This is a genomic window from Paenibacillus mucilaginosus 3016 (assembly GCF_000250655.1).
GTDB classification, from domain to species: Bacteria; Bacillota; Bacilli; order Paenibacillales; family NBRC-103111; genus Paenibacillus_G; species Paenibacillus_G mucilaginosus.
In genome coordinates this window covers 4,123,617-4,137,006 of the sequence record NC_016935.1, presented here as the reverse complement: position 1 = coordinate 4,137,006, position 13,390 = coordinate 4,123,617, and the positions used below count along the sequence as shown (strand labels likewise).

The 13,390-nt window shown below is 47.1% G+C and carries 13 protein-coding genes and 3 pseudogenes; 11 read left to right on the top strand and 5 right to left on the bottom strand.

Going from position 1 to position 13,390, the window contains the following annotated elements:
- The first annotated feature begins 44 nt into the window (after nucleotides 1-44).
- From PM3016_RS37445 to PM3016_RS18095, 3 genes are all read left to right on the top strand, one after another.
- Complete coding sequence (locus PM3016_RS37445) at nucleotides 45-425, top strand: site-specific integrase (protein ID WP_236628485.1); 381 nt, start codon at nucleotides 45-47, stop codon at nucleotides 423-425.
- On the top strand, nucleotides 422-2,344 hold the full coding sequence (locus tag PM3016_RS18100; RefSeq protein WP_013917901.1) for a hypothetical protein: 1,923 nt from the start codon (nucleotides 422-424) through the stop codon (nucleotides 2,342-2,344). The genes PM3016_RS37445 and PM3016_RS18100 overlap by 4 nt, the downstream gene beginning before the upstream one ends.
- A 495-nt stretch (nucleotides 2,345-2,839) precedes the next feature.
- Nucleotides 2,840-3,088 carry a hypothetical protein gene (locus PM3016_RS18095; protein ID WP_014370423.1) on the top strand — a complete coding sequence of 83 codons (249 nt, stop codon included), beginning with the start codon at nucleotides 2,840-2,842 and terminating at the stop codon, nucleotides 3,086-3,088.
- Nucleotides 3,089-3,283: 195 nt separating this feature from the next.
- Here PM3016_RS18095 and PM3016_RS18090 read toward each other — a convergent pair whose 3' ends face one another.
- Complete coding sequence (locus PM3016_RS18090; RefSeq protein ID WP_014368826.1) at nucleotides 3,284-4,507, bottom strand: IS110 family RNA-guided transposase; 1,224 nt, start codon at nucleotides 4,505-4,507, stop codon at nucleotides 3,284-3,286.
- 269 nt (nucleotides 4,508-4,776) lie between these two features.
- On the opposite strand from PM3016_RS18090, the pseudogene PM3016_RS37440 reads away from it, so the two are divergent.
- Nucleotides 4,777-5,049, top strand: a pseudogene (locus PM3016_RS37440) (transposase); the annotation flags it as partial.
- Here the strand turns inward: PM3016_RS37440 and PM3016_RS18085 are convergent.
- On the bottom strand, nucleotides 5,050-5,400 hold the full coding sequence (locus tag PM3016_RS18085; RefSeq protein WP_014370422.1) for a winged helix-turn-helix transcriptional regulator: 351 nt from the start codon (nucleotides 5,398-5,400) through the stop codon (nucleotides 5,050-5,052).
- Between the two features lie 181 nt (nucleotides 5,401-5,581).
- Here PM3016_RS18085 and PM3016_RS18080 point away from each other — a divergent pair, with 181 nt between their 5' ends.
- Nucleotides 5,582-6,328 carry an SDR family NAD(P)-dependent oxidoreductase gene (locus tag PM3016_RS18080; protein ID WP_013919607.1) on the top strand — a complete coding sequence of 249 codons (747 nt, stop codon included), beginning with the start codon at nucleotides 5,582-5,584 and terminating at the stop codon, nucleotides 6,326-6,328.
- A gap of 949 nt (nucleotides 6,329-7,277) precedes the next feature.
- On the opposite strand, the pseudogene PM3016_RS37435 reads toward PM3016_RS18080, so the two are convergent.
- A pseudogene (locus PM3016_RS37435) lies at nucleotides 7,278-7,589 on the bottom strand (transposase); the annotation flags it as partial.
- Between the two features lie 3 nt (nucleotides 7,590-7,592).
- On the opposite strand from PM3016_RS37435, the pseudogene PM3016_RS18070 reads away from it, so the two are divergent.
- The 6 genes and pseudogenes from PM3016_RS18070 to PM3016_RS18045 form a co-directional block, all read left to right on the top strand.
- Nucleotides 7,593-7,763: pseudogene (locus tag PM3016_RS18070) on the top strand (transposase domain-containing protein); the annotation flags it as partial.
- Between the two features lie 193 nt (nucleotides 7,764-7,956).
- On the top strand, nucleotides 7,957-8,328 hold the full coding sequence (locus tag PM3016_RS18065; protein WP_013919609.1) for a MerR family transcriptional regulator: 372 nt from the start codon (nucleotides 7,957-7,959) through the stop codon (nucleotides 8,326-8,328).
- A gap of 5 nt (nucleotides 8,329-8,333) precedes the next feature.
- The gene (locus PM3016_RS18060) at nucleotides 8,334-9,164 is read left to right on the top strand and encodes an NAD(P)-dependent oxidoreductase (RefSeq protein ID WP_081473210.1); all 831 of its coding nucleotides are present in this window, start codon (nucleotides 8,334-8,336) and stop codon (nucleotides 9,162-9,164) included.
- A 511-nt stretch (nucleotides 9,165-9,675) separates the two neighbouring features.
- Entirely contained in the window at nucleotides 9,676-10,347 is a 672-nt protein-coding gene (locus PM3016_RS18055; RefSeq protein ID WP_337999638.1) for an isocitrate lyase/PEP mutase family protein, read from the top strand.
- Between the two features lie 142 nt (nucleotides 10,348-10,489).
- The gene (locus PM3016_RS18050; RefSeq protein ID WP_014370420.1) at nucleotides 10,490-10,954 is read left to right on the top strand and encodes a DinB family protein; all 465 of its coding nucleotides are present in this window, start codon (nucleotides 10,490-10,492) and stop codon (nucleotides 10,952-10,954) included.
- A 203-nt stretch (nucleotides 10,955-11,157) separates the two neighbouring features.
- Nucleotides 11,158-11,511, top strand: a complete 354-nt coding sequence (locus tag PM3016_RS18045) for a VOC family protein (RefSeq protein ID WP_014370419.1) — start codon at nucleotides 11,158-11,160, stop codon at nucleotides 11,509-11,511.
- A 423-nt stretch (nucleotides 11,512-11,934) separates the two neighbouring features.
- Here PM3016_RS18045 and PM3016_RS18040 read toward each other — a convergent pair whose 3' ends face one another.
- Nucleotides 11,935-12,774, bottom strand: a complete 840-nt coding sequence (locus tag PM3016_RS18040) for an SGNH/GDSL hydrolase family protein (protein ID WP_051044979.1) — start codon at nucleotides 12,772-12,774, stop codon at nucleotides 11,935-11,937.
- 239 nt (nucleotides 12,775-13,013) lie between these two features.
- Nucleotides 13,014-13,373: a hypothetical protein gene (locus tag PM3016_RS18035; protein ID WP_238540546.1), complete on the bottom strand. Its 360-nt coding sequence runs from the start codon at nucleotides 13,371-13,373 to the stop codon at nucleotides 13,014-13,016.
- Between the last annotated feature and the right edge of the window lie 17 nt (nucleotides 13,374-13,390).

The window sequence follows — 13,390 nt, the reverse complement described above, 5'->3', positions numbered from 1 at the left end:
GAACGCTTTTACTCTATAAAGCTAATCCAGAGACATTAAAGCTCTTGATCAAATACGTGAATTCTGAGCGGCGTCAATTCGCAAACACACAAGTAAAGTTCAACGACTTGCCTGATGGCGAACCATTGTTTTTATCAAACAGAGGTACTCCATACACTTACTCAGCGTTTTATTCGAATTGGACCACGATCACCAACCACGCTGGAATCAAACTAAACCCGCATAAAGCAAGGCACTGGTTTGTGACCTCCATGCTGCGCGGTATATATGAACAATCGGAAACGGCTGCTCAAATCGAAGACAAAAAGAAGCAACTTGTTGGAGCTTTTCAGATTTCGCATGGACAACGTAGCAGTGTTAAGAGTAGCAGTAAAACAAGATTTCAAGGACATATGATTATACTTATTGGAGGAATATTGCGATGACGATCAAGATCAACTGGAAACAACGTGAACATGACAATGGCTATAGGTTCCTATTGGGCGAAAGGACCATCGGCGACGTTTTGCCGTTCGAGGACGAACGCTTTGCCGTAACCGATACGTTCGAACCGTTGCGGGAGGGACTGTTGCAGTGGACGCGGCAGTTCACCTATCGAGGCGAATCGACCGCGCCAAGCAAGCTTTCGATGGATTTCGCCACCGACTACGAGCCCGAGTATTATATGATTCCTTCCGTCACCTATAACGGGAACGGTTGGGGCAGTGGCCTGGAGCCCAAAGGGCTGGTGCGTGATGGGCAACCTTGGGTATTTGCGTGGCATCGGGCGGCAGTGGCCGGCGCAACCTACTCGGAGGGAGGCGGGATCTCCGTAGCCTTGTTCGGTGAGCCTCCCCTGGATATGCAAGGCTTTTCCTGCTCACTCGTGCCGGCTGCAGGACGCATCATCCATCGGCTGATCTGGCCGGTGGCAGAGACACCTGCGACCTACTATTACCGTGACCATTACAGTGAGGCATTCGAAGTGGAAAGGACGTTTGTGCCGGGCGAGACGTTTACGGCCCGTGCGTTTCTGGCGCTTAACGCTTACACCGAGCCGCGCACGGCGTGGAGAATGATGCTCGAAGAGGCTTGGCGGATGCAACAACATCCGCTTCAGGTATGGTTCGAACCAGAGCGCATCTGGGAACTGGGCATGGCGTATGCCAAGAATAGCCTATGGGCCGAAGACGGGGATTTTCGGGGATTCGCAATCGGCAGATACTGGGACGGCGAAAAGTGGGTACAAAGACGTCATTATGAAATAGGCTGGTGCGGGCAGAACGCCTCGTTGGCCAATTCCATGCTTGTCGATTATCTGAATTCCGGCAATGAGGATTCGCTTCATAGAGGCCTCGCAGTTCTGGACAACTGGACAGCCAGCGGAAGGCTGCCGAACGGGATGATTCATTGTCATTACGACTATGTCATAGGATTCGAGTCGGCAGAGCGGGAAGTGCAGGACGCCTGCAACCTCGGCACGGCTGCGTTAAACCTGTTCGAAGCGGAAGAATTGGCCCGGAGATGCGGAGTGGAGCGGCCGATCTACCGCGAAACCGCGCTGGGCATTTGTGATTTTGCCTTATCTGTGCAGTCGCCGGAAGGTCAGATTGGTAAATCATGGAAGTACGACGGGACGCCGCATGATCCAGAGGGTACGGTAGGCTGCTTCCTCATCCCGCCTATGGTTAAGGCATACGAGCTTACCGGTAACGAAGCCTATCTTCATGGGGCCGAGCTTGGCTACCGCTATTATATAAGGGAACTGCTCGAAAACGGTTACACGACGGCGGGGGCGCTGGATACGTATTGCGTTGATAAGGAATCCTCTATCCCTTTGCTGAAGGCGGGACTTGCCCTATTCCAGATCACCGGCAAGAGGACGTATCTCGAATGGGCGGAGCATGCCGCCTGGTATCTGGCCACGTGGCAATGGCATCATACCGTCGGGTATGATGCAGGAACCGCACTGGGAGACATGGGGTATGATACGTTTGGCGGAACGGCAGTATCCACTCAGCACCATCATATAGATCCCTTCGCATTGGTTTTTATCGAGGACTGGCTTGAGCTGGCCGAACTCACGGGTAACAGGATATGGCGCGATCGAGCTATTGCCGCATGGGCGAATGCGACGATTGGCATTTCGGACGGCAGCCTGACGCTCATGGGCAAGCTGCGCCCAGAGGGCAGCCAGGACGAGGGCTTCTTACACACTCGCTGGGGAGATAAGTTTAACGTTTCGCAATGGCTGGTGGCGTGGCCGACAGCCTTCCGGCTTGAAGTGTTGCGCCGGGTGGGCATGGAGGTTGTAGAAGAATTCGAACTAAATCTAGCATCTGGCGGAGAAGATGAGCGGAGATGAGCTTGCAAGAGACTTTGGCCATAAATACGAAAGACCGCAGAGCGGAGATGGGCGACCTGTTCGGCCGCATCGGACCAATTGACGAAATACGAAGCGAGGCTACTTGCGGATGACTCCGAATCGATACCGATGGAAGAACACGCTCGGCGATGTCGCCGAGCGGGCTGCTGAACCGGAATCGATCGATAGCGAGCATTTTACGAGGGAGTGTATGACACTAAATGTCGGAGGACAAGAACATATATTCATTAAGGGCCGCATAAGTTGCGGTTTTTTCTTTTTAAGGATGTATGTTCTTGTCAAAAGTGCATGACAAGAACATACATCCTTAGCCGTAAATGACAAGAACATGTATTCATTGCATTATAGCTTAAAATTCTCGGGTGGTCGTTCAACTAACTGGCAGATTACGACAATGGACGATAGCGTTATAAAGTAGCCCTAATCTTTGATTTAGATTCCTATAATTTGTAAAATGACTTTGGAGGTGATTTCATGAAGATTGAACTTGAAGTGAGGGCATTTGGGAAAGTGGAGGTTCAAGGTACAGAAGATGCTTATCAGAGTACGGAATTCGCCCGCGTCTACAAACTACCAAAAGAAACAACAATAGGTGAGCTTGAGTCATTATTAACCAAGTTATTTGATGAGGTTGAAAATGGATATTCAAATCCACAACAATCTTTAGGTAAAATCACAATTCGAGCTAAGAGAGAAAACGGTGACATGGTTTATTTAGGCTAGACTTTCTTAAGCTATCGGATACGAAAGTTCAATGAATACACCATGGGAAGGCTACCGGCACGAAACGGTGGCCTTCTCAGCTACCCTGAAAATAACTCATAGCGTATAGCCTAAAAAGGCAGCACGAAACTAGGCGCAGCTGCTTCAATTTTTTAAAAGCTGCGTCTTCCTCCAAGTAATGATGTTATTTCAGAACTAAGATACTTCGGTAGTGGCCAAAGTAACAGAGTATCCTAAGTTTTCTAACTTTCGAACCGTCTGTCTGACAATGGCGTCTTGCTTTCGCTTCTCAAAGTAATCAGAGCCTAAATCCGTGTAATCTTCCTGGCGTGTTATCAGATGGTATGCAATAGTCATGATGGAGTGAGCAACTGCAACAGCTGCTCTATGTCCGCCTTTACGGGCTGCAATGCGTCTATACTGAGCACCGAGGTAGTTGTTCGATCCTCGAATGGAATGGGAAGCTTCAATGAGGGCAGAGCGGAGGTACTTGTTGCCTTTTCGGGTTTTGGAGGGTTTGCGCTTACCTGCACTCTCATTATGCCCCGGCACAAGGCCGATCCACGAGCAGAGGTGTGGTGCACTCGGGAAACGGGAGGCGATATCGGTGCCGATTTCAGCCAGGATTTGCTCAGCGGTCCGTCTGGCGACCCCTGGAATGGTATCCAGGCGATCCAGATCTTGCTGAAAAGGGTCGAGCCGTTTGGCTACCTCCATATCCAGTTCGGAAATCTGTTCATTTAGGAAGTCGATATGCGTCAGCATGCTTTTGAGGATGAGACGCTGGTGTGCAGTCATGTTCCCCCGCAGCGCAAGCTCTAGTTCTTCTTTCTTTTTCTTCATGGTTCGGCGTGCGAAGCCTGCCAGCTTCTCCGGATCCGTCTCCCCATTCACCATGGCCTCCAGCATGTCCCGGCTCGAGACGCCCATAATGTCAGAAACGACAGAAGCCAGCTTAATGTTAGCCCCTTCCAGAACCTTCTGAATCCGGTTGTGTTCACGGGCACGCTCCTGGATTAAGCTTCGGCGGTAGCGAACCAGCTCTCGCAATTCACGTTGGTTTCGGTCCGGAATAAAGCTCGCTTTAAGCAGGCCGTGCCGTAATAAATCGGCGATCCATTCCGCATCTTTCACGTCTGTCTTGCGGCCGGGAACGGCTTTCATATGCTGTGCATTCACAACCAGAAATTCAATCTGTTCCGCTTCAAGCAGGTTGACGATTGGCTTCCAAAAAACGCCGGTGCTCTCCATGGCCACGTGGGTGCAGCGGTGTTCCTTGATCCAATCGATAAGTTCAAGAAGAAAGACTGTATGGGTACGGAATGTCTTGATCTCCTTTCCTTCAGGAGTAACGATGCAGGCTGTGATGGACTTCTTATGAACATCCAACCCGCAAGCTCGTTCAATAAGAACTTCCATGATACTCACCTTTCTTCGGCAAATTGAATTGAGGACTGGCGCAACAACCAGCAAAAGGGTTAATCTACCCTGCGTGCTTCCCCAAAGGGAGCGACATTCCGTGGTGCACCATGGTCGTCGGAGTCAGACTAAAGGTTGGGTTCGCAACACCATAGCTTATCGACCTTCCTCACCAGCCGTAAGAATAGTATAAGGCAGGAAGTATAAATTTTCATGATTCCGTGGTGCCGCGTTCGCGCGGCATGGATGGCTAAAGGGCAGATTACTTAATAAATAGCGACAAGTACCGGTCTTACCAGGCTCTGGCTAAACAAGGATAACAGCATGAAGCCAAGCTGTTTAACCCTGTAGAAAACGCGGATCATCTCAAGTGGCTTCATACGGTCATCTCCAAGGCTAAAGCCTTTATTGGTGGCACGTTTCACGGTCTTGACTCGAAGCATTTGCAAGCGTATCTGGATGAATTCTGCTATCGGTTCAACCGACTAACTCAGTGTTGTGTTTTGTCAAAAACAATAACCTATCCTGAATTAGTTGGATAATCAAAATTCATTATTAAGAATTTGAAACTCTCCTTCAGCGAATGTTTTATCCGCATAACCGTCACCCCATTGACAAAGCGCTCTTAGAATCGGCTCAAGCGATTGCCCAAGCTCTGTGGTCGAATATTCGACCCTCGGAGGGACCTGATTGAACATTTTCCTGCTAACAAGTCCATCAGCTTCCAATTCTCTGAGAGTTTGGATAAGCATTTTTTGAGTGATACCATGCACAAGTTGCTTTAATTCGCTCGTTCGTTTCGGACCTTTTATCAAATAGTATAGAACTAGCCCTTTCCATTTCCCCCCAATTACCTCCATGGTAACTTCAAGGTTACAATAATAAACTTTCATGTTGTATATCTCCCTTCAATTACAATTATTACTTTTTAGTTACTATATAACAAAAAAGTGGGTACTATTATTATGGTTACTTTTATTACATAATATCATTTATGAGATGTACTGAACAGTTGTTTGATGACAAAACGACGGACAGACATACTTAAAGCACCTTTAAAAGGAGAGTCATAACATGGGAAAGTTTAATGGGAAAGTGGCAGTTGTTACAGGAGGCACTAGCGGTATCGGGCTTGTAACGGCACAGCAGTTTGCTAAAGAAGGGGCGCATGTTTATATCACGGGGCGCAGACAAAGTGAGCTTGATGCGGCTGTGAAGCTGATTGGAGATAATGTAACTGGTATTCAAGGCGACGTTTCCAATCTGGCGGATTTGGACCGGCTGTATAAAGCAGTGAAGCAAGAGAAAGGTCATTTGGACATTCTTTTTGCTAATGCTGGAATGGGGTCATTTCTTCCGTTGGGTGAAATTACGGAGGAGCATTATTACAAAACCTTCGATGTTAATGTAAAAGGAACGATATTCACAGTTCAAAAGGCATTACCCTTGTTTCCGAACAATGTAGGTTCGATTATCCTGACTGGGTCTATGGCAGGTTCAATGGGAATGCCGGCATTCAGTATCTACAGCGCTACAAAAGCGGCAATCAGACAACTAATTCGCAACTGGATTCTTGATTTAAAGGGAACTCAAATTCGTGTTAATGTGGTTAGCCCTGGAACGATTATTACACCAGCTTATGATGAATTATTTGGAGCTGAGCTCGATAATGCAATGGAGTATGCCAAGTCTACAACGCCGTTAGGTAGATTGGGGACATCTGAAGAAATTGCAAAAGCAGTTATGTTCCTAGCTTCCAACGAAAGTAGTTATATCACAGGAACCGAATTGTTTGTGGATGGCGGAGCTGCACAAATTTAGTTCGGAAGATATACCACTATGATAAAATAATGGTAAGCACGACTCCCAATTTTTGAGTTGGACTGACTGGCTTGCCTGCGCTTATCAGGTGTTGCGAGACAATCCAATGCAGGAGTATGAGTGAACTAACGAGGAACGTTAGTTCACTCAAGCAATCCTGGACGAAGCTGCCGGCACTGGGCAGTTTCACGCTCAGTTTCTATGATGTAAGATTGAGGTGGAATATGTCACAGTTTCAAGTAGCGCAAACGTTGAGGACAGAACAAGCTTTTATCATCAAAGGAATTCTGCTGGAGGGACAATTAAGTAAGGGAATGTATGTTCATGTGCCCCTGAATAATTCCCTACAAGTAAACGGCTGTATAACGGAGATCAGGAAAAATAAGGACCATTATGACATCGTAGTTGGATGCTCAGATCAAGATGAGATAGAACTATGGGAAATGTTGAATTTGAATGGTGATGTGATTTGTATTCAGTAGTCACGATTAAGCTATATGGGAACGATAGCTCAATAACCAGGGAGCAGATAGCCGCGCGGCAGCTGCTCCTTTTGTCATTAAGCTCCCTCGATACGATTTAGTTTTCTCACGAATGCTCGCTTATTCGCAGGATTCCACCTTTGACAGAAATACGGAAAGATAGTTTGAGGACCACGGTTGAAGACCGAGACAACATGAAGGCGTGAGGAAATAGAGGGGAATATCGCAACCCCATATCTTCCATATACTGCACGTATGCTCCACGCCGCCCCTGGAGGTTTTCACTCCCATGTCTCAACGGGTCGATGCCCTCTCATTCCTTCCTTACGCCTGTCCAAGGGGTGGAGTCCGGTCTTGCTATCGGTACGGGTCAGTGCCCTTTGGTTTAATGCATCCGGTACTCCGTGCTTTCTTTTGAAATCCCGCGAATAAGCCAAAATTGGTACGACGAAACGGTTATATATTGATTAAGCAGCTAGTTGAAATGGTATCGTTTTGTGGGGATTGTAAGCTTCCCGGCTTCGGGCCATACCAACGAGAACTCGAGCTAATTTACCGCATAGTTTCATAAGAGACCTCATTTTCTTCATCTTTTTCACCTGTACATTGTGCGCATGTATGGCCTTAAATTCAGGGTTATTTGCGACTAAACTCATGGTCATCAAGAAGATGAACCGACGAAGTCGAGATCGTCCACGCTTGCTAATCTTCATCTGTCCGGTCCACTTGCCCGAACTTGCTTCTGCCAGGTTGAGACCAGCATGACGAAGCAGCGCATTGGCTACAGTATCATCGAGACGGCAAAAGAAAACGGGTTAAACCCGTTCAAGTACTTGATGTATTTGTTTGAGCAACTCCCGCAACTTACCGATCCGAAAGATCCTGAATCATTGGAAAGGCTGCTGCCGTGGTCGCCATCGTTGCCGCTGACCTGCCGCGTATTTAAATCCTGATTGTAACTAATACTGGCCCTCATCTTAATAACAAGGTGGGGGCTGTTTGACGTTCCAAAGCACATCAACCACTTCCAAGAAGCTGTTGCCTTAAACTTAAGTTTAAGGTGTACAATGAATTTAAAATTCTCCCTAATTGGTGGGAGTCATGTAAATCGGAATATATTATCTTACCGGAAATGGAGGTCTCAAGGTGAGTTTATCCATTAAAGAGGCTTCGGAAAGGCTGGGGATTCCTCCTCATACCATCCGATTTTATGAAAGGAAAGGGTTGCTGCCATTTCTTCAACGCGACCCTTACGGAAATCGGATTTTTGAAGAGAGGGACATGGAATGGATCAACCTGATGATATGGTTTCGCGCGACCGGCATGACCGTTGCCGAATTGGAACAATTCGTTGAGTTGGCCGTCCAGGGCGATTCGACCATTCCGCAAAGACAGGATTTATTGGAAAAGCACAAGCAGAAGCTTCAAGAAAGGCAATGGGAGCTCGATAGAGCGTTTGAAGCGGTCAATCTAAAACTGGCCAAATATGCGGAAATTCAAAACGAAAAAAGGAAGTGAAGGCTGTGACAACACCTATTGGATTTATTGGAGTGGGGAATATGGGGCAAGCTATGGCTCTTAATCTGATCAAAGCCGGTTACACGCTTAGAGTATACAATCGAACAGCAGGCAGAGCTGAGCCTCTGGTCGCGCTCGGGGCCGAATCCGTCTCCAGGCCGAGCGAAGCCGCTACAAAGGGAAATATCGTCATTACTATGGTGACCGACGATTCCGCGCTCGAAGATATTGTGCGGAGCGAAGGATTTATGGAACGGCTTGGACGTGGAGGACTCCATCTCTCGATGAGTACCGTTTCGCCCGCCACCTCTCGGCAGCTCGCCGATTTTCATGACGAATATGGGAGTCATTATGTTGAAGCGCCGGTTTTTGGTCCTCCCGAAGCGGCTACCGCGCGAAAACTATGGATCTGCATCGCGGGATCGAAGGAGGCTAAGAAACGAGCATTGCCGCTTCTGGATGCGATGGGGCAAGGAATTTTTGATTTCGGTGAAAGGATCGGCTCAGCCTTAATCGTCAAGATTTGTGGCAACTTCATTAGCTTTACGGCCATGGAAGCCATGATGGAGGCGTGCAGAATGGCGCAAAAAAACGGAATCAATCCTTCGGAAATGATGGAAATGCTCTCTCGGACGATGTTTACCGCTCCGGTGTATCAAAATTTTGGCAAGTTAATTGCGATTAATGCCGAGCAAATTACGTTGCAAGGTCTCCCGAACAGCTGGATTGTCGTCAAAGACATTGGGTTATTCAAGGAGAGAGCAGTAATGGCGGAGACGGAGGCGCCGCTCGCTAATTTATTAAACGACCTGATAAGCGAATCTCCTTCTCCTTAACAGTCGCATGAACAACGCAGTTACCGTAGACTTTCATTTGACTCAAATAGAGCTTATGGTTGAAGTGAACGTCAAATAGGCCCCACCTAGCAGTTAGATGGAAGCCCGGGTATGATTGATGAAGATTACGTGAGGCGGCAAGAATCAGGAAGCAACGGCGACCAAGGCATAAAAGGTTCCAATGCTGCTGAAAACGGTCTTTTTGCATCGCACCAAACAGTTAACAGGACTTTTTCAGTGGCCTCCAATGATAGGCTGGGGCTATTGACGTTTACCTTTATAGCCACAAGCTTCCTGTTCTGGAGGGAGTTATACCGGCCAGCTCATGGTATACGGCGAAGCTCCCGTTATGGGATTTAAAAGACCAGTCTGGGAACCGAGTACCGCCCGGCACATATGCCACACAAATAATTATACCCGATACAATCCCGTATACCGTAAACGGTGATCCTCAGAAAAGACTTCTTAAACAATTAGCAAGGATTTCATATTTGGAATACACTCTAGATAAATAAGACAAATAATAAATACCCACAAGGGGAGAAAGGGGGCATTATTCAGCTATCGGGGAACGTTAGCACAACAACCAGGGAGCAGTTCGCCGCGCGGCAGCTGCTCCCTTCTTCATCATGTACAAGTCCCTGTCTCAGCTGATATTGAGTCCGGCTATGGACCTAACGATGAATCAATTGTCAGCAACGTCTTGAAGGTGGCGAATCTCGGAGGAGTGGGAATCAATATAGAGGACTCGTTGAAAGCTTCTACGGGGCTGAAACCATTGTCGGAACAATGCGGTCTTCTTGCCAAAATAAGAAGCGCCCTAGATAATAGCGGTTTCGGGGACTTTTTTATTAATGCAAGGACCGACCCCTATCTTCTCCATCATCATGACCCGCTTAACGAGACAATGACCCGATCTAAATATTATGTAGAGAGTGGTGCATCCGGGATCTTCGTACCCGGACTAAAGAATAAGGAAGAAATTAGAATGATTGCCTCCTCCGCGTCTGCACCGCTCAATGTCATGGCACTTCCTGACCTTACGGATTACGACAAGTTAAAGGAACTGGGAGTTCGACGGTTAAGCTTAGGTGGATCGTTGTATCGTAAAATGACTACGTTACTTGAGCAATGTGCAGTAGAAATGCTTGATTCTCATGATGCAGCAATCTTATTTGAATGAAACAAATACTGTGATTTTTAGGACGGCAATACTGTAGTGCCATTAAGCTATCTGGGAACGTTAGCTGAATAAGATCCTGCAGCAACTGTTCATACGTTCTTAGGCTGTCTTGTAACCACTTTTTCCAAGGAGAGGAATTACAATGAACAATTACTTGTTTAAACAATTGAGATTTGTTCGAGACAGTACAATAAAACAGGTTAAAGAGATGAGCGAGGAAGAAGCACGCACTGTACCTCGAGGATTCAACAACAATATTCTGTGGAACCTTGGGCACATTCTTCTTGTTCATGAAAAGTTCTCTTTTGCACTAGCGAACGAAAAAATGGAGTTGCCTAAGCACTTTGCAGAAGTGTTTGCTCCAGGTACTATGCCGGAGCACTGGGGAACGCAAGTACCTGGCTTGAATGAAATTCTGCTATTGCTATCTATGCAAATCGAACGAACTGGTCAAACCTTGGAACACCGTCTAGAAGAAAAACTCGAGGAACCATTTGTTACCTCGGCTGGTCTTGAATTGTTGGCAGTTAAGGAATGCCTCAGTTTTTGCATATATCATGAAGGCATGCATTTTGCAGCGATTAAAGCCATAAAGCAGCAGTTATAGTAGTAGAGCAAGATTGAACTATCTGGGAACGATAGCTAAATAACAACCAGTATGAAGCTGCCGGTCCAGATCGGCGGCTTCATTACGTTAACGGGCAGAATAACGGAGTAAACAGGGATTTTAATGCCAAAGAAGAATTAACTGTTACATGTCGAATGTATTCTATATTGAAGGACAATCTGTTTAAATCTGGGAGGTTTGAAATGAAGGTCAAACGAATCGTCGCCAATATAAATACGAAGGATATCACGGCAGCTAAAAGCTTCTACCAGGATGTGCTCGGCCTTGATTTAATGATGGATCATGGTTGGATAAGAACTTATGGTTTAAACGAGGAGATGAGCATTCAAATAAGTTTCGCCTCACAGGGTGGCTCAGAAACGCCTACGCCTGATCTATCGATTGAAGTCGATAATGTTGATGCTACATTAGAAAGCATGAAGAGATCTGGTTTTCCGATAGAATATGGGCCTGTTGATGAGCCTTGGGGCGTTCGACGATTCTATGTCCGCGACCCGTTTGGAAAACTTATCAATATTCTCACTCATGAACATTGATACACTAACGGCCAATAGTAAAGGTACCCTGGTTTGTTCAACTAACGGGAGACGATAGTTTAATCAGGGAGCAGTTTGCCGCCGCGGCAGCTGCTCTATTTTATTTTATGTAATCGGTTCGGTAATTGGATGGTTTACATACTCTTCCATAAGAAGAGTAAAAGTACAACGATTATGAAAAGCAAAAGCCTGATTGCTGAACGTTCAATACAGGAGACGTTAGTTGAACGAACGCACGAAGGCAGCCGGCCAAATCGCCGGTTGCCTTCGCTGCGCTTAATGTTCACAGGATGCAGTAACGGGGGACAAAAGTTGAGAAGCCACAGGACTTGAACATATGTATAAAATACGGGTTTTGTGAAGAAGTAGTGCCGGTTAAAAAGCGCACCCAATCGGATGCGCTCTTTTCGGCTTCAAATCAAATCAAAATCGCTTACCATATACATAATCATTCAATATGCTGCCCCAGATTGCATAACCTTTGTCATTCGGGTGAATATCGTCCGGCAGCAGCTCAGCCAGTGTCAGGTTGGATTTTTGAACTTCATCCAAAAACGGATGATAAATATCAAAATACGTCCAGCCGTTTTGCTTGATAAATTCACCAGCCTGATTCACATAGTCTTCGTATGTAAGTCCTAACTTGTTGGGCGTTGTTTTGTTGATCGGATTCGCGGATGTCAAAATGATTCGCGTATTCGGCATCTGCGTCTGCATCTGCCGGACAATTTCCCGGATGTTGTTCTTGGTTTGCTCAATCGGCACGTTGGATCCGTAGTCATTGATCAAACAGGTTTCGAAGAAAACATAATCCAAATTTTGCTTGGCGATGACGCTGACTTTATTTTCCTTCAGAATGCCGTTTGTCGAATATCCGCCGAAGCCGGTATTCTCATAGCTGAGCCGGCCTGCGCCGAGATCCTTGGATAACCGCTCATGCACCAAATAAGACCAGGTTTTATCCGGTCCCGATGAGCCTGCGCCTACTGTAACACTGCTGCCCAAGGTGCCAAAAATCACCTTCTGTTTCTGCGCCTGGCGGGTTTTGGCCAGCCCCTTGGTGAATTGGTACAGCGATTCTTTCTCCCGCTCCGCCTTAATCAGCTCCTGCTGTCCCCAAGCTGCCGCGGTCTGCTGTACTGCCGTCAGCGTCTTCCCGCTCCCTGAGGTCTCTGCTGTATGCCCCGCTTGCCCGCTCTGGTCGGTCGCAAGCAGAAGCATGAGAAGCCATGGTAACATTTCTTTATTTCTCTCCTCTCTCATTAAGCCTTCTATAATATGGTTAGAGGCGCTCCCACTTGGTATAGTACAACAAATCCGGCACATCTTGCAAAATAATTCTACAAAACCCGACGAATCTGTTAATATTTAGGATTTTATATAACGAACAGCTCCGAGGGGCAGCCACACGGACTTCTCTCATCAAAAGAGCAGCCATGCAGCACCCCTTTCCATGATGTTGCTAAAGGTATTTCCCCCACTCCGCCCCGCCAAAAGGTGTTCTACTGAATCTGCAGCCGGTAAGTTTCTTCGATATATGACGGATATTCATTCACACGAAAGGTTAGCGGCTGAGCATAGGTCGCGTTCTTCAGATAATAAAACCGGCTTTGAATCCCATCCGATGAAATACCGCTGATAGTCCCTTGGCCCGCTTCATCCGGAGCCGCCAGCTCGTATGGGCGCCCCTCCGCATCCTGAAACCGATGGTCAAGGATATTGTAGCCGACCACAAGGTCTTTTTGCGCCAATCCCTCCAACCTGAAGACCAGCTTGGTATAATCCCCTTCCCTGCTCATTCCGCCAAAGGTCAGCTTGCTGTCCGGTGCCCGCAGGAGCTCTCCTGTATCTGTACGCATCACAACCGTCATGTCCTCCT